16 protein-coding genes are annotated in these 19881 nt (G+C 57.8%); 7 read left to right on the forward strand and 9 right to left on the reverse strand.

All coding sequences use genetic code 11. From position 1 onward, the window contains the following. Positions 1–5: 5 nt before the first annotated feature. A complete protein-coding gene (locus D8U71_RS00250) occupies positions 6–1025 on the reverse strand; it encodes an AraC family transcriptional regulator (protein WP_130886918.1) in 1020 nt (339 codons plus the stop codon). Then, entirely contained in the window at positions 1022–1966 is a 945-nt protein-coding gene (locus tag D8U71_RS00255) for a LysR family transcriptional regulator (RefSeq protein ID WP_130886919.1), read from the reverse strand. Before D8U71_RS00255 ends, D8U71_RS00250 begins: the two co-directional genes overlap by 4 nt. A gap of 97 nt (positions 1967–2063) precedes the next feature. On the opposite strand from D8U71_RS00255, the gene D8U71_RS00260 reads away from it, so the two are divergent. After that, the gene (locus tag D8U71_RS00260; RefSeq protein ID WP_130886920.1) at positions 2064–2915 is read left to right on the forward strand and encodes a helix-turn-helix domain-containing protein; all 852 of its coding nucleotides are present in this window, start codon (positions 2064–2066) and stop codon (positions 2913–2915) included. Positions 2916–3252: 337 nt separating this feature from the next. Here the strand turns inward: D8U71_RS00260 and D8U71_RS00265 are convergent, their stop codons facing one another. Continuing rightward, the gene (locus tag D8U71_RS00265; RefSeq protein ID WP_130886921.1) at positions 3253–5226 is read right to left on the reverse strand and encodes an alkyl sulfatase dimerization domain-containing protein; all 1974 of its coding nucleotides are present in this window, start codon (positions 5224–5226) and stop codon (positions 3253–3255) included. Between the two features lie 138 nt (positions 5227–5364). Here D8U71_RS00265 and D8U71_RS00270 point away from each other — a divergent pair, with 138 nt between their 5' ends. The 6 genes from D8U71_RS00270 (at position 5365) to D8U71_RS00295 (ending at position 11325) form a co-directional block, all read left to right on the forward strand. Next, the gene (locus D8U71_RS00270) at positions 5365–6018 is read left to right on the forward strand and encodes an ABC transporter ATP-binding protein (protein WP_016774109.1); all 654 of its coding nucleotides are present in this window, start codon (positions 5365–5367) and stop codon (positions 6016–6018) included. Next, positions 6015–8486 (forward strand): ABC transporter permease, encoded by a 2472-nt coding sequence (locus D8U71_RS00275; RefSeq protein ID WP_130886922.1) that lies wholly within the window; start codon positions 6015–6017, stop codon positions 8484–8486. The genes D8U71_RS00270 and D8U71_RS00275 overlap by 4 nt, the downstream gene beginning before the upstream one ends. Further along, positions 8476–9543 (forward strand): lipocalin-like domain-containing protein, encoded by a 1068-nt coding sequence (locus D8U71_RS00280; RefSeq protein WP_110598967.1) that lies wholly within the window; start codon positions 8476–8478, stop codon positions 9541–9543. Before D8U71_RS00275 ends, D8U71_RS00280 begins: the two co-directional genes overlap by 11 nt. A gap of 656 nt (positions 9544–10199) precedes the next feature. Further along, positions 10200–10442, forward strand: a complete 243-nt coding sequence (locus D8U71_RS00285) for a hypothetical protein (protein ID WP_016774112.1) — start codon at positions 10200–10202, stop codon at positions 10440–10442. Between the two features lie 11 nt (positions 10443–10453). Next, positions 10454–10654: a hypothetical protein gene (locus D8U71_RS00290; RefSeq protein ID WP_016774113.1), complete on the forward strand. Its 201-nt coding sequence runs from the start codon at positions 10454–10456 to the stop codon at positions 10652–10654. 86 nt (positions 10655–10740) lie between these two features. Beyond that, complete coding sequence (locus D8U71_RS00295) at positions 10741–11325, forward strand: hypothetical protein (RefSeq protein ID WP_071172870.1); 585 nt, start codon at positions 10741–10743, stop codon at positions 11323–11325. 324 nt (positions 11326–11649) lie between these two features. Here D8U71_RS00295 and D8U71_RS00300 read toward each other — a convergent pair whose 3' ends face one another. The 6 genes from D8U71_RS00300 to tssI form a co-directional block, all read right to left on the reverse strand. After that, positions 11650–12477, reverse strand: a complete 828-nt coding sequence (locus tag D8U71_RS00300) for a glycosyltransferase (protein ID WP_130886926.1) — start codon at positions 12475–12477, stop codon at positions 11650–11652. A 156-nt stretch (positions 12478–12633) separates the two neighbouring features. Continuing rightward, a complete protein-coding gene (locus D8U71_RS00305) occupies positions 12634–13131 on the reverse strand; it encodes a hypothetical protein (RefSeq protein ID WP_125926644.1) in 498 nt (165 codons plus the stop codon). A gap of 118 nt (positions 13132–13249) precedes the next feature. After that, complete coding sequence (locus D8U71_RS00310; protein WP_241664186.1) at positions 13250–14260, reverse strand: DUF6708 domain-containing protein; 1011 nt, start codon at positions 14258–14260, stop codon at positions 13250–13252. 175 nt (positions 14261–14435) lie between these two features. Continuing rightward, a complete protein-coding gene (locus D8U71_RS00315) occupies positions 14436–17855 on the reverse strand; it encodes a toxin VasX (protein WP_130886923.1) in 3420 nt (1139 codons plus the stop codon). Beyond that, complete coding sequence (locus D8U71_RS00320) at positions 17852–18724, reverse strand: DUF4123 domain-containing protein (protein ID WP_125926642.1); 873 nt, start codon at positions 18722–18724, stop codon at positions 17852–17854. The genes D8U71_RS00315 and D8U71_RS00320 overlap by 4 nt, the downstream gene beginning before the upstream one ends. Further along, on the reverse strand, positions 18725–19881 hold a 1157-nt coding region (tssI, locus tag D8U71_RS00325), incomplete at its 5' end, for a type VI secretion system tip protein TssI/VgrG (protein ID WP_130886924.1). It abuts the gene before it with no gap.

The raw sequence follows: 19881 nt of genomic DNA on the forward strand, positions 1-19881 counted from the left end.
CAGTCTCAACCCTTGTTGAACCGCGCCCGATACTCCCCAGGCGCGCACCCCAGCCAGCGCGCGAAAGCCCGGTTGAATCCCTGCACATCGCTGTAACCCAACCGATCCGCCACTTCGACCAGCTCCAGCGCCCCGGACTGCAACAGGTCCTCGGCCCGATAGCGCCGATGCTCATCGAGCAGTTCGCTGAAAGTCCAGCCCAACGCCTTCAAGCGCCTTGCCGCCGTGCGCTCAAGCACATGCTGTGTAGCACAGAACTGCTGCCAATCCGCTGAAGCCAGATCTTCGATCAGATAATCGCTGAGCTGTCCGAGCAAGGTCGATTCACTGAGGCGGCGGGTCTGTTCCAGCAGATCGACAAGCGTTGTTTCCAATCCCGGATTACCCGGTGTCAACGGCATCACGAACAGCTGAGGATCCAGATAAATCGCCGCCCATGACTGCTCTGCGCTTACCGGGGTGCGCAACGCCGATGCATGTTCCTCGCGGCTGGCCGACACCAGAGCCACGCCCAGCACCGGATCACGATTCACGCCGCTGGCGAGCAATTTGCGTCGCACCAGGCTGCACAGGCTGACGAGGAGGTAGTCGATCAGCGCCGCCGGAGGACCAAGACTGCCGGCTTCGACCAGACGCAGTGTTACGCCGCCATCTTCACGCAGGATTTGCACACGGAAATGTCCGTTGAAAAACGCGAAGTACTCGGCGAAAAACTCACAGGCACGTTCCAGCGACACGGCGACATCGAACAGATAGGTCAGTCCATTGGTGGCCGTCGAAACGAAGCGTTCACCCGCCGCCAGACCGATCAGTGGATCGCCGCTCTGTTCCACGGCAAACGCCCAGAAGCGCCGCGACATCAGCAACGGCATGCGCGTGAACGGCGTGCGCATATCGAACAGGCTGCGGCGCAGTTGTGCTTCGATTGCGCCTTGGGTAACGCCGCGCGCGAGCAATTCTTCAATGGCCGGCAGCAGGGTCGGCGCGTAAAAAGCGTTAACGGATTGCGGATGGGTTTTGCTCATGTTGCGCGCGCGTCTCCCGTCGCTCCGTTAGCCGCCAGCAAACGCTGATCGACGCTGAGGATCGCCTCGATCATCGCCCGCGCTGCTGGCGTCAGGGTAAAACCGGCGCGGCTGACGATGCCATAACCCAGTTGCAGCGCCGGCTCGTCATGGGGGACGTCGACAAAGTCGAGCAGCTCGATCAGGCCTCGATCAAGTTGTTCACGCAAGGCCTCAAGCGTGGCCAGCCCCACCGCGTCGGAGCGCAGCACTACGCGCTGGATCGCGTCGAATTGCGCGCACTCGACGCTCGGGTTGAAGTCCTGCTCACCAAGGATATCGGCGAGCACCTTGCGGATCATCGGTGGAATGCGCGTGCCGACGATCGGGTAATCGAGCAGGACGCGCAATCGCAGGTCTCGTTGCGCGAGGAGCGGATGGCCGGCGCGACAGAAAAACCGTCCCGGCCGCGTGCGCAGCAGGTGCACCTGGTACTGCGGATCGCTGACAAAGTGCCGCGCGTCCGCGACAAAAAACTCGATCTGCTGCTCGCGCAACCACAGCGTCAATTGCTGCCAGTCGCCCTGATGAAACCGCGTGCGAATCGCCGGATGCGCATCAATGAAGTCGGCCAGCGCTTCCGGCACCAGCACCTGCGCCGGATACGGACCGCAACCAAATTGCAGTTCACCTCCGGTGAGGCCGTTGTATTGCGTCAATTCGTTGTGCAGCGCCTGACTGCCAGCGAGCAGGCGCCGCGCATGTTGCAGCACCAGCTCGCCTTGACCGGTCAGGCGAAATTCGCGGCTGCTGCGCTCGACCAGCGCGCAGTCAAGGTCACGCTCCAGAGTCTGGATGCTGCGGCTGAACGCCGGTTGGCTGAGGTTGATCGCCTCGGCGGCGCGACCGAAGTTGCGGTAATCAGCGAGGGCGACCAAGTGGCGAAGCTGGCGAAGATCCATCATGCGTCTCCTGCATTTTGCGGATACTTTTAATGCATTGGATCGATAGCACGTCCGCTGGCATAAGTACACGCCTGTTCTTCGATGGCACGCCTTCATGTCTCAGTCTCTGTTCGCCTCCAGCGCGTTCACCCGCACGATTCTCGCGCATGCTCGCCAGTCCGGACTGTGCCCGCAACGCTTGATGGCGCGCGTGGGGATCTGCCCGTCAGTGCTCGCCGGGCAGCATCAATTGATCGCCGCACAAGCGGTTGAACAGTTGTGGCGTGAGTGTGAACGGTCAGGGGTAGCGCCGACGTTTGGCTGTGAACTGGCCGACGGGATGGCGACCGATTGCCTGCAAGGACTGAATATCCTGCTCGACTCGTCCGCGACCTTGCGGGCCAGTCTGAAGTGCTTCATCGACTGCTTGCCAAGGGTGATCAGTTACGTTGCGGTGGAACTGGTCGAGGCGGGCGATTTCGCTCATTTGCGCCTGCGTTCGCTGCAGGGGCAGTTGTATCATTTCGCTCTGGATGCGGCAGTGATAACGCTGGTGCGCAACATTGCCCGTCGATTGGGCTCGGCGCCTGGAGATGTGTTTGTAAATGTCAGCCTGCGTCCGGCGCAAATGGCCGGTGGCTGGCTGCGTGAAGTGGGTGTCGCGGTGGAGCAGGGCGAGCATCTGTGCCTGACCTTGCCGCGCTCGAGGCTCGATCAGACCTTGCTGGGCGCCAACCCGTTTCTGCACCGGAGCATGCTGCGCCACTGGCACGCTGAAACTCGCGCACCTGCGCGTGAGGACAATCTGACAATGGCGCGACACTGGCTGACGGCGGGTGATCAACCGATCGAACGGATAGCCGAGCGGCTGGGGTATCGCCAGCCGAGTAACTTTATCCGCGCGTTTCGCAAACAGTTCGGGATTACGCCGAAGCAGTTTCGGTTGAATCCGGGGCAGGTTTGTTGAAAGCAGGATTGAGGTGATTGATCGTTATCGAGGGTGCCAGCAAGATTTACCCCCTCACCCCAGCCCTCTCCCCAAAGGGGGCGAGGGGGAAAGGGAGCCGATCTTCATGGCGTTCGGAATCTGAGTTCAACTCGGTATCCCACGTCGGCGTATCTCGTACATCCAACACGGTCAGTCCCCTCTCCCTCCGGGAAGGGGGCTTATGAATCATGGGAGCTGATGTGCGTGTTATTCAAAATTGCATTCAACTCGGTATCCCACGTCGGCGTATCTCGTACATGCAACTCGGTCGGTCCCCTCTCCCTCCGGGAGAGGGCTAGGGTGAGGGCCGTTTGGCCTAAGGCGTGACGATATTGAACTGCGGCCCGAACGTATCCAGGCTGCCCATCAATAGTCCGAATTTCTGACCATTGCCCTGCAACTTCACCAGTCCTTTTTGCATCGCTGTCGGGAAGTCCAATTGCTTCAGGCTGATCTTCTCCAGCGTATCGCGGCTCAGGCTGACGCTCGCATCCGCCGCCGGATTCAGACCGGCGCGGTGAGTCAGCACGCCGTTGCGCAAGTTCAGGGTGAAATCCCTTTGCACATCGTCGAACGTCCAGTTCAGCGTCAGGTCATGGGCCACGGCTTTGTCGCTGTCCAGGCGTACCGCGAGGTAGTCGAAGAACATTTCCGGACTCATCGCCCGGACCATGTCCACCGACACGGTATTGGCTGACTGCGGCGGCACGCCGTTGCGCAGCTCCATCGCACCGGTCAGGTACATGTTGCGCCAGGTGGCGTTCTCGCTTTGATAACCCAACTGCTCCAGCGTCTCGGCTTGAGCGGTGCGGGCATCCGCGTTGTCCGGATCGGCGAACAGCAACTGGTTGCCCAACTGCGCGGCCCATCGGTAGTCAGCGCTGGCCATCGCACTGCGCATTTTCTCCAGCACCGACGCGGTACCGCCCATGGCCTCGACCGAGCGTTTAGCCGCATCGACCGGCGGCAGCGGATTGAGGTTGGCCGGGTTGCCGTCGTAGAAACCCATGTAGCGCTGATACACCGCGCGCGTATTGAAACTCAGCGAGCCGTAATAGCCACGGGTGTACCACTTCTGATCGAGCGAGCCGGGCAGTTTCTTGATTGCTTCGGCAATTTCCAGCGGCGTCAGGCCCTGGTTGAGCAAGTGCAGGGTGCGGTCGTTGATGAACGCGTACATGTCACGCTGATCGGCGAGCAGAGTACGAATCCGCTCGCCACCCCAGGTCGGCCAGTTGTGCTGAGCGAACAGCACGTCGGCCTTGTCACCGTAGCGCATGAGGCTGTCGTCGAGGTATTGCGACCAGGCTTTGGCGTCACGCACCTGCGCACCGCGCGGGGTGAGGATGTTGTGCATCATCTGCGTGGCGTTTTCGGCCATGCACAGGGCTTTCAGCTGCGGTAGATAAAGGTTCATTTCCGCTGGCGCTTCGGTGCCCGGGGTCAGCTGGAATTCGACTTGCAGGCCAGCGATGGTGCGGGTTTCCAACGGCTCGGCAATCAGATCGGTAGGCGCGATCAGTGTGACCGTGCCACCGCTGGGCGCACTCTTGCCGAGGCCGGCATCGACCTGACCTTTTTCACTGCGCGGCAACAGGCTGCCGAACTGGTACTGCGCGCGGCGGCTCATGGCGTTGCCGGCCATGACGTTCTCGCTCATGACGTGTTCCATGAAGCCGACCGGCGCGTAGACCTTGACCTTGCCGGACTTGACATCTGCCTCGTCGATCACCCCGCGCACGCCGCCGAAATGATCGACATGGGTGTGGCTGTAGATCACCGCGACGACCGGTTTGCGCGGCCGATTGGCGTAGTACAGGTCCAGCGCCGTCCTGGCGGTTTCGGCCATGGTCAGCGGATCGATGATGATCAGCCCGTCGTCACCTTCGATGATGGTCATGTTGGCCAGGTCGAGGCCGCGCACCTGATACAGCTTGGGGCTGACCTCGAACAGACCGGCGTGGGCATTGAGCTGGGCCAGTCGCCACAGGCTTGGATTGACCGATTCCGGCGCCTTGTCTTTGGCGAGGAAATCATAGGCATTGACGTTCCAGATGACTTTGCCGGCAGCGTCCTTGATCTGACCCTTGAAGGGTGCGATCAGGCCTTTGCTGACGGATTCGAAATCGGTGCGGTCGCTGAAAGGCAGGGTTTGCAGGACGGCAGCGTTGCTTGCGGCGGTTTGCATGCTCGGCGCCACCGCACCGTCAGCAGCGAGCAAAGGTTGGCTCAGGCAAGCGGTGATCAGGCAGGTCAGCAGGCCGCGCGGGCTCAGGATGAAACGGGGCATGGGTGTCTCCGGTTTTTTATCGTTATGGCCGAACAGCCAGCAGCGTAGGGCGCGTCCCGGCGTTGGCGATGATCATCAGCGGACAAAAACCATTCAGGGCCGCTATCCTAGGCCCAGGTTCACTGATCGGGTTTGCCCATGCTTGAGGTTCGCGACGTTTTTAAAAGCTATGCCACGCCACAGGGATTGTTGCCGGTGCTGCAAGGCGTCGACCTGACGCTGGAGGCCGGTGGCAGCCTCGCGCTGATGGGCGAATCGGGCAGTGGCAAAAGCACGCTGCTGCATCTGGTGGCGGGGCTGGACAAGGTCGACAGCGGCAGCATTCGCAGCGGCGAACATCGCTTGGAAGCCATGAGCGAAGCGCAACTGGCGAACTGGCGGCGCACGGAAATCGGTCTGGTGTTTCAGCAGTTCAACCTGATCGGCAGCCTGCGCGTGGAAGACAACCTTGCCTTTCAGGCGCGCCTCGCCGGGCGCCATGAGCCGCGCTGGCAAGCGCATCTGGTGCAGCGTCTGGGTCTGGGCGATCTGCTCTCGCGGTATCCCGAGCAACTCTCTGGCGGCCAGCAGCAACGAGTCGCATTGGGCCGCGCATTGGCTTCGCAGCCGAAATTGCTCTTGGCCGATGAACCCACCGGCAGCCTCGATGAAGCGACCAGCGATGAAGTGCTGCGGCTGTTGCTGGAATTGCTCGATGACACGCCGACGACTTTGTTGATGGTCACTCACAGTCAGCGCGTTGCGGCACGTCTGGCTCAGCGCGTGGTGTTGTCGAACGGACGGGTCGCCTGATGATCTGGCGGCAAACCCTGCGCGCGCTGCTCAGCCACTGGCGGCGTCATCCCGTACAGTTTTTCAGTGTGCTGACCGGGCTGTGGCTGGCCACCAGTCTGCTCACTGGCGTCGAGGCGCTGAACAGTCAGGCGCGCGACAGCTACGCGCGGGCCAGCCAGATGATCGGCGGTGAACCACAGGCCAGCCTGAGCACGCCGAATGGGGCATTGTTTCAACAGCGCTGGTTTATCGAATTGCGCCGTCAGGGCTGGCCGGTGTCGCCGGTGTTGCAGGGCCGGCTGACGCTCAAGGGCCACGAAGACCAGCGGATTCAAGTGATGGGCATCGAGCCGGTGTCGCTGCCGTCGGATTCCGCGGTAGCCGGGCAGGCGATGCCGATCGAGCGCATCGTCGAATTTTTCAGCCCGCCGGGCAGCACCTGGATTTCCCCGGACACGATGCAAATGCTCGGCTTGCGCGAAGGCGATACACCGCAAACCGTGAACGGCCAGACCCTGCCGCCGCTGCTCGCGCAGAAGGACATGGCGCCGGGCCTGTTACTGGTCGACATCGGCGCAGCGCAAAGACTGCTCGACCAACCCGAGCAATTGTCGCGATTGCTGCTGCCCAAGGACTTTCATCAAGAATTACCAGCGAGTTTCACCGATCGCTTGCAGCTCAAAAGCAGCGGCGAAGAAAACAATCTCGCGCGGCTGACCGAGAGCTTTCACCTCAATCTTGATGCCCTTGGATTTTTGTCATTTCTGGTCGGCCTGTTCATCGTCCACGCTGCCATCGGCCTCGCTCTGGAACAGCGCCGAGGCTTGCTGCGCACGTTGCGTGCCTGTGGCGTCAGTGCACGAATGCTGATCGCGTGTCTGGTGGTTGAACTGGGTGTGCTGGCACTGATCGGCGGATTATTCGGTGTGATCAGCGGCTATTGGCTGGCCAGCGTGCTGCTGCCGGACGTCGCCGCGAGCCTGCGCGGTCTGTATGGCGCGGAAGTGGCGGGGCAGTTGCGTTTGAGCCCCTGGTGGTGGTTCAGCGGCATCGGTCTGAGTCTGCTTGGCGCCTTGCTGGCCGGGGCCAATAGTCTGCTGCGGGCTGCGCGCCTGCCGTTGCTGGCGGTGGCTGATCCGCAGGCCTGGCATCAGCAATATTCGCGCTGGTTGCGTCGGCAGGGTTGGCTGGCGACGGCACTGCTGGCGATTGCGCTGACGGCGCTGATCTGGGGCGACAGCCTGAGCAGCGGCTTCGTGCTGATGGCCGGGCTGTTGCTCGGTGCCGCGCTGGCCTTGCCGGTGTTGCTCAGCGCGTTGTTGAACCCGTTGCTTGGGCGTAGTCGGTCGGTGCTCGGCCAATGGTTTCTCGCCGACTGCCGCCAGCAACTGCCAGCCCTGAGTCTGGCGCTGATGGCGCTGTTGTTGGCGCTCGCCGCCAATATCGGCGCCGGCAGCATGACCGCCGGTTTTCGCCAGACCTTCGACGACTGGCTCGAACAACGCCTGAGCGCCGAGTTGTACATCAACCCGGCCAATCCGGCGCAGGCCCGCGAGATGCACAGTTGGCTCAAGCAGCAGCCCAACGTGACCGCTGTGCTGCCCAACTGGCAGGTTTCGGTGACACTGCAAGGCTGGCCGGCCGATGTCTACGGCATCATCGACCACTCTTACTATCGCCAGCATTGGCCGTTGCTCGACAGCAGTGGCAGCGATCCGTGGGGCAAACTGGCCACGGATGATGCGGTGATGCTCAGTGAACAACTGGCACGACGCCTGAAGTTGCGGCCGGGCGAGCATCTGAACATTCCCACGCCAAACGGCACGTGGTCGCCGCCTATCGTCGGCATCTACGCTGACTACGGCAATCCGAAAGGGCACGTGCTGATCAGCAGCGAGCACCTGTTGCGCGGCTGGCCGCAACTCACGCCCAACCGCTTCAATTTGCGAATCGACCCAGCGCAGATTCCGGCGCTGCTCAACGCCTTGCAGGCGCGTTTTGCGCTGGATGACAACCGCATCGTCGATCAGGCGCGGCTCAAGGGCTGGTCGGTGCAGGTCTTCGAACGCACCTTTGCCGCGACGGCGGCGTTGAACAGCCTGACCTTGGCCGTGGCTGGCGTGGCGCTGTTCATCAGTCTGCTGACCCAGAGCCAGAGTCGCCTCAGTCAACTCGCACCGCTGTGGGCGCTGGGCGTGACGCGCAAACAATTGATGCTGCTCAACCTCGGCCAGACCTGGCTGCTCGCCGTATTGACGTTGCTGTTGGCGCTGCCGCTGGGCATTGCTTTGGCATGGTGCCTGGATGCGGTGATCAATGTGCAGGCATTCGGCTGGCGCTTGCCGTTGCGGGTGTTTCCGTTGCAGTTGTTGCAACTGATGGGCCTGGCGTTGCTGGCGACTCTGTTGGCTTCGGCATGGCCGCTGTATTCGCTGTACCGCACGCAACCGGCGGACTTGCTGAGGACGTTTGCCCATGAGGACTAAATGGCTCGTGCTGATGATTGCACTGCTGCTCGGTGGCTGCGATCAGCCTGCACCTGAGGAAAAGGGCTTTGCCGGCATGGGCGATCAGGCGCAATCCTTCACCCCGGTGGTGCCCGGTCGGGTGTTCAGCTTCCCCGCCGATCACGGCGCGCATGATGGTTTTCGCATCGAGTGGTGGTACGTCACCGCCAATCTCAAAGATCAGCAGGGCAATGATTTCGGTGTGCAATGGACGCTGTTTCGCAGCGCCCTGAAACCCGTCGCTGAGCAGGCCGGTTGGGGCAACCAAACGATCTGGCTGGGCCATGCGGCAGTCACTTCGCCCTCGGTGCACCACGCCGCCGAGCGCTACGCCCGGGGCGGAGTTGGGCAGGCGGGCGTGCGCCTGGCGCCGTTCGAAGCGTGGATCGATGACTGGATGTTTGCCAGTCAGGCGCAGGATCCGTTGCGCGATATGCAACTCAGTGCTCGTGACAAGAAATTCGCTTATCAACTGCGCCTCACCTCAAGCCGCCCGCTGGTGCTGCAAGGCGACAACGGTTTCAGCCAGAAATCCGAAGAAGGTCAGGCCTCGTATTACTACAGCCAGCCGTTTTTTCAGGCCAGCGGTACGCTGCAGATCGACGGCCAGACCTACACCGTCAGCGGCCCGGCATGGCTCGATCGCGAGTGGAGCAGTCAGCCACTCACCGCCAATCAAACTGGCTGGGACTGGTTCTCGCTGCATCTGGACAGCGGCGAACATGTGATGCTTTACCGCATGCGGCAGAAGGACGGCGCGCCTTATCTGACCGGCACCTGGATCGCCGCTGACGGGCAGATTCAGACATTGCACAGCGAGCAGATCAGCCTTGTGCCGCAGGATACGGCCAAGGTGGCTGATCGACCGATGCCGGTGAAATGGTCGATCCGCATTCCCGACAAGCAACTCGATATCAGCGTTGACGCGATCAACCGCAATGCGTGGATGGATTTGCGTATTCCGTATTGGGAGGGGCCGGTGAAGATTGGTGGCAGCCATCCTGGCCAGGGCTATCTGGAAATGACCGGGTATTAACGGTAGGTGCAGTTTCCCTGTGGGAGCGAGCTTGCTCGCGAAGGCTTTTTGTCGAGCGATGATTTGTTCTGCTTGACCGGGTACATATCCGTTGCTGCGGTAACGGCTGCTTAGGGTTTCGCCCTTACGGCGACTTACTTTTTTACAAGCGCCAAAAAAAGTAAGCAAAAAACGCTAGCTCCTACGTTCGGCCCTCGCAGGCTCGGGTTCCTTCGCTGCGGGATCGATCCGGGCGCAGCGGCTACGGTTTGCTTCGCTGCACCTCCTTCCGCTGTGTCTGGCTGCGCCAGACGGTCGCTGCGCTCCCACGCCCGGATCAATCCCTCCACTCAGCCTTCCGACGTCGCCGGTGGATCAAGATCAAGATCAAGATCAAGAGCAGGCGAGCTGACACTCGGCCTATAGGTGAACGTGGGACTGTAGGAGCTGCCGAAGGCTGCGATCTTTTGCTTTTGCTCTTGCTCTTGCTCTTGTAGGAGTGAGCCTGCTCGCGATAGCTATCTCAAAGACACCGATGATTAACAGCCTAACCCCAATCCCTGTGGGAGCTGGCTTGCCAGCGATGGCGTCAGCAAGGTCGCCACTAATCAAACCGCTCGGAACTCTCCCTTCGCCAAAAGGCTCTACCCAGAAACCCGCCATTTTCGGACTCACCCATGAGCGACGATGTGCAACTCCCAGACCTCAACACCTGGCAACGCCTGTTCGACGATCAGACTCTTTGGCAGCAATCGCCCGACGCTCACTATTTCGATCTGCAGCGCATCGCCGATGACCTGCTCGGCCAAGGCGCGATTGATCTTGAGCAATGGCAGTTGTTGCGCGCCAAAGCCGATGATCTGCACAAGCAGTCACCCGAGGTCAACGTCGCCCGCGAACTCGACGATCCCGAAGCCTGAGGACTTCTGCCATGAATAAGACCATCAACCAGAACGACAATCCCGACGAACCGCGCCCGGCCGGCGAAACCGAACGCGATAACGATGCGCTGCGCCCGACCGATCCCAAGCAGCGGCAGGACAGCGGCAAAGGCACGCCGAGTGGCGAATCCACTGCGCAGGAGACCGCCAAGCCACACACCCGAGGGCCACAAACTCAAGTCAAGCCCTGAACAGCGTCTATGCTCACTGGCACGCCCGCCGCTGAAGTCGTTTCAGTGGCGGGCGTCGCCATTTCATCACAGGGAAAGTAATGCATATGAAGCTCGACGCTCTGGCCAAGGCCATCACTCTCGCAACGCTGCTTTCTGTCACGAGTTTCGGCGCTCTGGCTGCCGACATTCCGTTATCCGCCGTCGTTGAGGCCGATTCCGTTACCACCAAAGTGCTCGCCGTCGACCCGGCCAATCACCAGGTCGTGCTGGAAGGCCCCGAGGGACGTCAGGTCCACGTTCAGCTCAGCGACAAAGCGAAAAACCTCGCCAAACTTAAAGTTGGCGATTCGGTGACGATCGAGGTGCAGCGATCTGTCGCCGCTTATCTCGATACGGATGTGGATAAAGGTCTGCCAGGCACCACCGAGCGTACCGGCGAACTGCGCAAGGCCCCGGGCAGCGATAACCCTGGTGGCGAGGCTTATCGTCAGGTTCAGGTGCAGCTGAAAATCAGCAAAATCGATTTGAAGACCAATCAGGTCACCCTCCAAAATCCATCCGGACAATCGAAGACGCTCGATGTGAAGAAGCCGGAGATTCAGGCCAAGTTGAAGGATCTGAAAGTAGGGCAGAGCGTTATTGTCACTTATACCGATATCTTGAAAGTGACCAGTCAGCACGATAGTTGAGTATTAGCTCTACAAGTTTATTGCTCTTGTACAACTTTATGTATGAGAGCAATCATATAAAGTTTTTTGTAAGACAATTCCCGGGGAAAATCGGTAAAACACAGTTTTTAACTTTTCAGTTCAAAAATTTCATGTTTGCCCATGACGACATGCCCACTTGTTTGAATTAAAATCCTCGCGTTCGCCCAGTGTCAGGGCTCTTTACCGGTGCATGGATTGCCAGGCCATTACACTGGGCGAACTCCACTACTTGCAAAAAGTTGTATACAGAATTAGCAAACAAAAAGGGCGACTTTTCAGTCGCCCTTTTTTTATTGTTTTCGATCAAGTCGAAGCTTGCATGCCGGCTTTGCCATACTGATCCTGCAAGCGTTTGAGGGTCTGCTGGTACATTTTTGTCCGGCGATGATCCTTGCCATACGTGCCCGCCGCCGCGACGGTGCCGGCCTGGATGTGATCCAGATAGCGGAAAATCTTCCGCGGCGAGAGGAACCTGATGCCATAGCCCAACCCGACCATTCGATCCTGAAGCGTGTAACCAGGCACCTCCTCATCCATACAGAAGTGCAAACCCAGCGACTTCATCAGCCGCGCATTCCACAGCGTGCAGAAACTTTTCAAATGGGTTTCTTTATACGGGCGTGGCGGCTTCGAACGCAGGCCAAGATGAACTTTGAGCCGACGAACATGATGTTTGCAGAACCGCGAAGTTAAACGCCAGGTATCACGCAGTAACCCACGATCAAGTTGCTCAACACAACCGACCGCCGCCATGTCCGCACTTTTCGTGCATTCGCGCATCATCATCGCAAACACTTCCATGTCGTAGACAAAGGTGTCGGTGTGCAGCAGAAACAAGTAATCGGTCTCAACTTTCGCCAAGGCCAGATCCAACGCCTTGCCATGGGCAATATGCCCCATTTCCTTGCCCGGCGACGGCCGCTCGATCAGATTGATCCAGTCCAGCGAACGCAAGTAATCAAGGCTGGCATCCGCCGAATCGTTGTCCACCACCCACACTGCAATGCCCTGCGCCTGAACATGCTCACGCAACAGTTCCAGACACATGCGGGTGATGTCCGGGGTTTTGTAATTGACCAGAACAAGACTGAAGTTGGGATGCGGTCGGGTAGGTAGATCAAAGGCTTTCATGTCGGAGGGACTCATCCACGGCTCAAGACGACAGGTTGATGAGCCGGGATGCTAGCGGGGGAAGCTTAGGTGAAGCTTAATTTGGGAGGGAGCCACCTGCGGGAATATGACGACGTATATGGTTGGAGACGACTGCCGGACCTCTCCATGCGATTGTCAGGTTCCGAAGTAAAGCTCATCCAGTTGGCGCTTGCGGATTGCCAAGTATTCGTCCCATACCTTGGGAAAGTCCTCATCTCTGGTTAGCGGAAAAGTCAGGTAGATGTGTTTTCCGACAACACTGACGTACTGGCGCGCACGTTTGAAGGCCGGCTGTTCGTATAGTGCGAGGCTTTCGTCGTAAGCGTCGTGATGGTGGCGAATCGTTACTCGATGAGGGGCAATCATCCCTCGCGCAAAATCGATCACCCAGTCGCCGTCTACGGCCGTATGCAAACAGCCGTAAACACCATCGACCGAGAGCAGGATGCAGGTGTTGGCTTGGTTGCCGTCCTCGTCGTTCGCTAGAACAATCTGGTCTGCGAAGTATTTGATCGTCTGGTTATCCGGACCCTGTAGAAGCAAGCCCCAGCCCTCGACGCCCATGCGAAACTCGCCGATGTTTTGAAAGGTTGCGGTCCATCGATTGGCAAGCGTTATCTGACGGGTATTCATGGGGGTTTCAGACTCGAAATTTCCGACTTATGGCGTCGGATAAACCGAAACAAATCGGCTTTACCTTTTAACAGATGTTAAGAATTAAAATAAATAGACGAACGTGGTTGCTCCCATTTCATCCATGTAACCCCGCCGCTTTGCACGCTTCGACGAACGTGGCGCCTTTTTTGTTCATGGCAGTCTTGACCATTTGATTGGCTTTCACCAATGCACCGCTGGGCTTGGCCCATTGCTCTGGTGGCAACGGCTGAGACCATGTTTGCACTTGTTCCGGAAGGGTAGGCCGCCCTTTGCGATGCGCCCATTCGGCTAGCATATAAGGCATCTTCCAGAAGCTCAGCACGCGCCACATGTACCAGCGGCGCAATGGCCAGTAGGATTTTTTCGAGTAACCGTAATGCTCGCGCTGCTCGGGCGTCAGTTCGTCGCCACCCTCGTCCAGCGACCCCATCGCGCGCGCGTCTTCGCGTTCGATTTCAAAAGTGTGTAGGCCTTCGTACGGTTTGAGCCGATCACCGGATGGAGTCAAACCCAGTGCCTTGAGCATCGGGTTTGGAGCATCTACCAACTGACCGTCTTCCATGTAATTACGAATTGACGTCCACATCCCTAAAGCATGTGCATCGCTGGGTTGTGGTAGCAGGAGGAATTGCACTTTGTCCTGCTCCTCATCCTCCAGACCCATGCCGAACGTGTACTGGCGAGTAGCGCCATAACTGGTGACGCCCTGAGTGTTGGAGACCCAGGCGACTACGCTTTCCCAAGGTACGATGAGGACGCGGCGGGTTTTGCTGTCGACGTAGCAGACTTCGCGGCGTTGGCGGTTGAAGCGGACGGGGTAGGTTTTTGCTGCTTTAAAGACGCCGGAGAGCATTCCGTATAAGTACGCACCAAGAGGGAGAATAAACAGTAGAGAGCCGCTAGCAAAAACCAGTAACGAGTCACCAATTAGGTCGACGAACCTTCGATCTATTCCGTGAGGGCTGAAAAGTGCGAGCCAAGCACAGATAAGCACCGGAGCAATGAATGCTGTCGTCAATGCCATCCAAATTCCAGCGGCAAGTATTTTTCCTTGTTCAACCATTCCCCAATTACTTCCGCCGAGTTCCAGGAATACTTCGTTCATCCCTGAAAAATTCCGGCGAGAGGATTGAGTTTGCCCTGTATAGACCGGTAATGGCGATAGAAACAGAGTTTCATTCATTCCACGGACGCGGACTTCTCCAGCCCTTGGCCTCTCGTTACGGATGTCCGCTGCGGCTTCAGAAGTAGTGAATTTAGCGCCGCGCTTGAAAAGGCTTTTAAGCATCGATGGTCCCCAAATCTTCTTTTTTGAACAATATGAATTGGGATTTACTTGTGCCAATCGGCAACGAGTCAGCAGAATCAAGCTTAAAGACACCGCGCGTTGGATCGCGCCTATAAGGTGAGCTAATAATATGCAGGTCACGGAGCACAAAGCAGGTTTCGTGCATTACGTCACGTTCAGCTTCCAATTGATAAGCGATGGTCAATGCCAAGGAAAAATCTGTGGTCTGCAATGAGTCACTGATCGGCAAATGAATTGTCAACGCTTCGCTGCCTTTACTGGCTACGACTAATCGACTAATCCAGGTTGTCGTGCACTCCCGCCATCTCAAGGGAAAAGGGCCGGGCGCGTAACCCCCTTTCTTTGGAACATCGCGATATTGCTGGTACGCTTTCAATTGCAATTTTCGAGTATCCATTTCCTGCGTGCTAACGCCTGGAATTATAAGCTTCAGATAGGTCTGCTTGGCATCACGAATCATTTCACAAGTAGGTTTTTGCACGACCTTTGCCAGTTCGTTCCATTCGTCCTGCATGCTGCGATTCTTAGTTTTGTTCCCCCAGACGCTGGACTCCATCCATTTTTGCAAGTCGTCCAGATTAAAATAGTTGTATAAACCCTCGCCCACCAGTTGCAAAGCAGTCGCGATCAGACCAATCAAGTTGGCGCGTGCGCCAATCGCCATAATTCTTGGACTCGCCTCTGCCCAAGCTAAAGCACGCAGTTCAGTCGGGCTTTTCATAATGTTAACAACGATTGAACTTGTACGTGTGGCAGCCCATGTATTTGTACCTACTAGTATTGAGTCACCACTGATTTGGAGAGTTGTAGCTCCTAATTCTTTGTAATCGCCTTTAGCCAAGGCCTTGCCCCATTGAATGGAGTGCTTACCCAAGTCAATAGAGGCGGAAATCGCGCCGAAACTGAAAGCGCCTACTCCGGCGACGCCCGTCCATCGGCCCAAGCGGCTAAGGGTATTGACCTTGCCTGTAGCACTAACCATTTCCGATAAATGAGCTTGAAATATTGTTACCGCCAAGCCTTGTACCGTAGCAAAACCAGCAGCCGAAAAACCTACGAGTGACTCAAATAAGTTCCACCAGTCAGATAACGACGGAACATCTTTTTTACCCATTGAACTTATCGCTTCAATAAACTTCTGCCCCTGAATCACGAACAACGCAAACGCAATCCCATCCCCCTTCGACCTCATGACCCCTGCGAGCGGCTTATTGAACGTCCCTGTAGCCCGGAAGTCTCGTACGGTCCGGCCCATCTCTGCCCGCAATTGCGGATCCAGACCATCGATCACCGTGCCGATTTTTGCCGGGCTGTCTCCGCCTACCGTCAACGCGTCGCAGAGCCTCTGTTCCAAAGGTAACAGCGAATTTTTGATTTGGGCAATTCGTTGGTTGTACTGCGTTTCACTGCCCGGCATGGCGGAGCCGGTGGTTTGCCGGGACAATTCGCGATTGCGCAACTTGTAGGTTTCCTTCAACTGCCCGCGCAGGTCCAACGCCTGATCTCGGGCAAGGTTGAAGGCGTTGATTTCGGCGGCAGACGCTGCACGCAATGTCAGCCCTTGCCGGGAAAACTCTCGCAGTAACTGTAAACGCGCAGGCGCTCCGATTTCGCGAATGTAGCTGTTGGGGTCGACGGTTTGTGCACGCGCGAAGGTTACGTAAGCTTTGTCCAACTGATCGGCAATTTTCATCTGTCGAGCCGGGTTATAGGCCTCGTCCAGCAAGCTTTGCATGCCCATGAACTGAGTGTTCAGTTTGGCGTAGTTGGGCAGGCGCTCGGTCATCAGACTGTGGAACTGATTGGTCAGGACGTTGACGTTGGCCAGGTTTTCCTTGGCGGAGATCACGTTGATCGAGAAACTGCTCAAGTCCGCGAGTTTTTTTGCTACGTCGACTTGTGCGGCCAGAGTCAGCGTGTCCAGCCCAGGTACGACGGTCAGCAGATTGGCTTCCATGTAAGCCGCAAGTTTCGCGACGGCCTTCGGGTCAGCACACATCGCGGCGACACAGACGAATTCAGTCTCCAGACGATGCTTGATTTGCGCATCGAGCTTGAAATCGTAGTACCAGGCGGCTCCGTGGAAGTAGCCACTGGTAAACATCGTCAGGCGATCATCACGAATGTTCTTCAACCGTCCGTGCCAGTGACTCAGCAGGATTTGCTGTTTGAGGAGAAATGCCTCCATCTCCGGTCGGTTAACCAAGTCATCGACGCCACGCTGACCGAGCTCCTTGCCATGCAAGGCGTACCAGCTTTGCAGGCTCAGTTTATTCAAGGTGTCTTGATGTTTACGGTATAACGGATTGCCCAGCGAATCCGTCATGTCCATGTACGCACGGGCATAAGGATCCTTTTCAGCCATTTTTCGCCAGTGCGCTTCGTCTCCATAGATCCCCGGATCTCTGTTATCCCGGCGAACCTTCAGATACTCATAAATCTTGTTCTGCTGCTCTTCGTTGGTGTCGTCTTTCAACGACTTGATATCAGGGTCTGTTTTGCTCAGAGCGTCAAGTCGGGGCCCATTGACGTCGTAGAGCGACTGTATGTAAGAGCCAGTAAGGTATTGAGCCTGGCATCGTTCATCAGCACTCCATTGTTCAATCCAGTCAGCCACTTTCAACTGCGCACTGGCCAGATCACGCATCACGCCAATGTCGTCTCGTAGCACCAGAAACAGGTAGTCGTTCTTGTACGGGCCTTGCACGTTACTGGTCAGACTTTCAATGGTGGTTTGCTTGAAGAGTGGCTGATCCTCCCAGTGATAGGCCACGCTTTCCTGCTGATTCGAACCCTCTGGTTTGGCATCGGATCGAGACTGATCCTCCTTGACCTCGGCCAGCCAGCTCTCCGCCTGCTGCTTACTCAGCAAATGCTCGCCACCCTTTTCCGGGCAGGCGCTTGTCAACTCGAGCTGCTGCATCAAGCGTTTGCGCTCATCCTTGGAGCTGAGCACTTGCGAGCATTTGAAAGCTGTCCACTGAATTTCGGAATAACTGGCGTAAAGCGTGTGAGATCGAGTGAAAATCAGATGCGGTTCCCCGACTGAACTGGTCCGAGTGTCGGCCGATACTTCCTGACTGTTCCACAGCAGCTTGGTGATCTGGCCTTTCTCGATCCGGTATTCGTGCAAGTAACCGGTGGTGCCATTGATAATGTACAGATACCCATCGCGCAGCAAACGAATGCCCAGCGGCTGGCTTTTGGTTTTGTACGGCATGGACACCTCGGCAGCTGGATCGAGATGTTGAACCAGGCCATAGCGCAGAGGCAGCAGTTGCACCTTCTTGTTCATCAACGGGCACACACCCATCGGCACTCGAGTGTCTTTCGCCGGCTTGGCCATTGCGGCGGTGTTGGCGCTGGGTTTAGGCGGTTGTTGAGTGGTCACGATTGGCTTCCTTGTCGATCGGCGGCACGGCGTTCGGCCAGTTCTGCAGCGCGCTCAACGCGTTTCAGTGGTGCTTCAGACGTCGATTGCGCGAGTAGCTGAACGATGTCGGGATGATCAGTGACCGGCTCACCAGCGAGATAACCGAAAACGTTCGCATAGAGGGTGATTTCCTGTTCAGAAGCGAAACCCTTTTGATAGGCATCATTCGCGAGTGCTTGCGCATAGGGCCGACGATCTTCAGATGCAAAAGTCGCCATGAAGTCCGCAAAGTACGTATGCAAATGCTCATTTAGATCAGATATGAAGTTACGAAATTCTACTTCGCCCAACGCAGTGAGTTCATCATCCGTCAAACGATAGGTCTCGGGTTCGGCTATAGCGGGTCGGGGGCGAATGTGCTGATGCCAGTTGATGCCAACTCCGTCCGGCAGGCAGACATGGCTGACCGGTCCGAACCATTTCGCGCTGCCCTTTTTTTCTGCCAATGCAAACAGCTGGTGCATGACCGCAGGGTCGGCAATACGGGGCATGACTTCTATGCCACTCGGGTGCTTCACGCTTAGCAAGTGACGCCAATGGCCCCACAACGAATGCGCATCTGCGTCGCTGAACAGCAGATAACCCCACTCCTCAGCCGCATGTTCTCTGAAGTACGCCAAGAGCGGATCGCTGGCACCTTTAAGCTCGATCAGATAAGGCGAAATATCTGACAACTCCTGCCAGCGAGTGGACTGATACAGGCTGTAGGCTTGGTTATCCCATTGAAACAATTGCTGCGCGAGATCGGGAACACTGACGCCATCCAGCAGCAGATAAGCTGGGGTTTCCCATGGCAGATCAATCGGAAGTGGCGGTAGCTCGATCATTTACTGTAGCTCCCTTTGCGCAGCCTGTTTGGCGGCTTCGCACACCGCACAAATCGGCTTCTTCTGCATCAACGCCTGCCTCTGCGCTGGCACCAGCAACTGCCCGGCTTTATCCGTATCCGCTTGCTTCAACGGCCCCGGCATCAAGGGCGCAGCACCAGTCCCACTGCCAGGGCTGCCACCGGAATTCATGTTGATCACCGGCCCGCTCATGGTCACGCCGCCAGCATCGATCTTGATGAAGCTGCCGCCGCCGACCAGGGTCAGCTCCGCACCGGCTTCCATCACCACTTTCATGCCGCTGCTCAGGTGGATTTCTTGCCCGGCGTCGATGAACTGTCCGGTGCCGATCTTGATGTGCTGGTTGACGCCGACGGTGAGGTGGTCGTTGGCGCGGGTTTCGACTTTGCGGTCGGCGTAGACGGTGTGGTGTTCTTCGGCCTTGAATTCGCTGTAGCTGTTTTGCTCGACGGTGTCGTGGCGTTCGTTGCCGACGCGGATTTTCTGGTCGTGCTCGATGTTCTCGTCCCAGTCGCGCTGGGCGTGCAGGTAGATCTGTTCCTGACCTTTTTTGTCTTCGATGCGCAGTTCGTTGTAGCCGCCGCCACCCATCGAACTCAGGGTCTTGAAGGTGCTGCGGGTCTTGTTCGCCGGCAGTGGATAGGGGACGGTGTTTTCCTTGTGGTACAGGCAGCCGCTGATCAGTGGCTGATCGGGGTCGCCTTCAAGGAAGGTGACCAGCACTTCCATGCCGATGCGCGGGATGGCGATGCCGCCGTACTGGGCGCCGGCCCAGGCGCTGGAGACGCGCAGCCAGCAGCTGGTCTTGTCGTCGGCCTGGCCTTCGCGGTCCCAGTGGAACTGGACTTTGACCCGGCCGTACTCGTCGCAGTGGATTTCTTCACCTTTCGGGCCGGTGACCACCGCGCTCTGGCTGCCGAGAATGCGCGGTTTCGGGTGGCGTAGCGGCGGGCGATTGGGCACGTCCCACGGCGTGGCCTGGAAGCGGTTGCGGTAACCCTGATGGAAATCGTCTTTCAGCGCGGTGGTGTCGCTGGTCACCGACTCTTCGAGCACTTGCGGCTGTTTGCCTTCGTGCAGAACTTCGGTGAGCAGCCAGAGGTCGTTCCACTTGGCTTTCGGGTGTTCGGTCAGGG

The sequence above is a fragment of the Pseudomonas sp. Sample_21 genome, assembly GCF_004307525.1.
In the GTDB taxonomy this organism is placed as follows: Bacteria; Pseudomonadota; Gammaproteobacteria; order Pseudomonadales; family Pseudomonadaceae; genus Aquipseudomonas; species Aquipseudomonas atacamensis.

Coding starts and splice junctions, on each gene's coding strand:
- D8U71_RS00280 (WP_110598967.1), top strand. CDS start 8,476: ATGAGGACTAAATGGCTCGTGCTGATGATTGCACTGCTGCTCGGTGGC.
- D8U71_RS00300 (WP_130886926.1), bottom strand. CDS start 12,477: ATGAAAGCCTTTGATCTACCTACCCGACCGCATCCCAACTTCAGTCTT.
- D8U71_RS00290 (WP_016774113.1), top strand. CDS start 10,454: ATGAATAAGACCATCAACCAGAACGACAATCCCGACGAACCGCGCCCG.
- D8U71_RS00295 (WP_071172870.1), top strand. CDS start 10,741: ATGAAGCTCGACGCTCTGGCCAAGGCCATCACTCTCGCAACGCTGCTT.
- D8U71_RS00310 (WP_241664186.1), bottom strand. CDS start 14,260: ATGAACGAAGTATTCCTGGAACTCGGCGGAAGTAATTGGGGAATGGTT.
- D8U71_RS00260 (WP_130886920.1), top strand. CDS start 2,064: ATGTCTCAGTCTCTGTTCGCCTCCAGCGCGTTCACCCGCACGATTCTC.
- D8U71_RS00285 (WP_016774112.1), top strand. CDS start 10,200: ATGAGCGACGATGTGCAACTCCCAGACCTCAACACCTGGCAACGCCTG.
- D8U71_RS00255 (WP_130886919.1), bottom strand. CDS start 1,966: ATGGATCTTCGCCAGCTTCGCCACTTGGTCGCCCTCGCTGATTACCGC.
- D8U71_RS00265 (WP_130886921.1), bottom strand. CDS start 5,226: ATGCCCCGTTTCATCCTGAGCCCGCGCGGCCTGCTGACCTGCCTGATC.
- D8U71_RS00305 (WP_125926644.1), bottom strand. CDS start 13,131: ATGAATACCCGTCAGATAACGCTTGCCAATCGATGGACCGCAACCTTT.
- D8U71_RS00320 (WP_125926642.1), bottom strand. CDS start 18,724: ATGATCGAGCTACCGCCACTTCCGATTGATCTGCCATGGGAAACCCCA.
- D8U71_RS00250 (WP_130886918.1), bottom strand. CDS start 1,025: ATGAGCAAAACCCATCCGCAATCCGTTAACGCTTTTTACGCGCCGACC.
- D8U71_RS00270 (WP_016774109.1), top strand. CDS start 5,365: ATGCTTGAGGTTCGCGACGTTTTTAAAAGCTATGCCACGCCACAGGGA.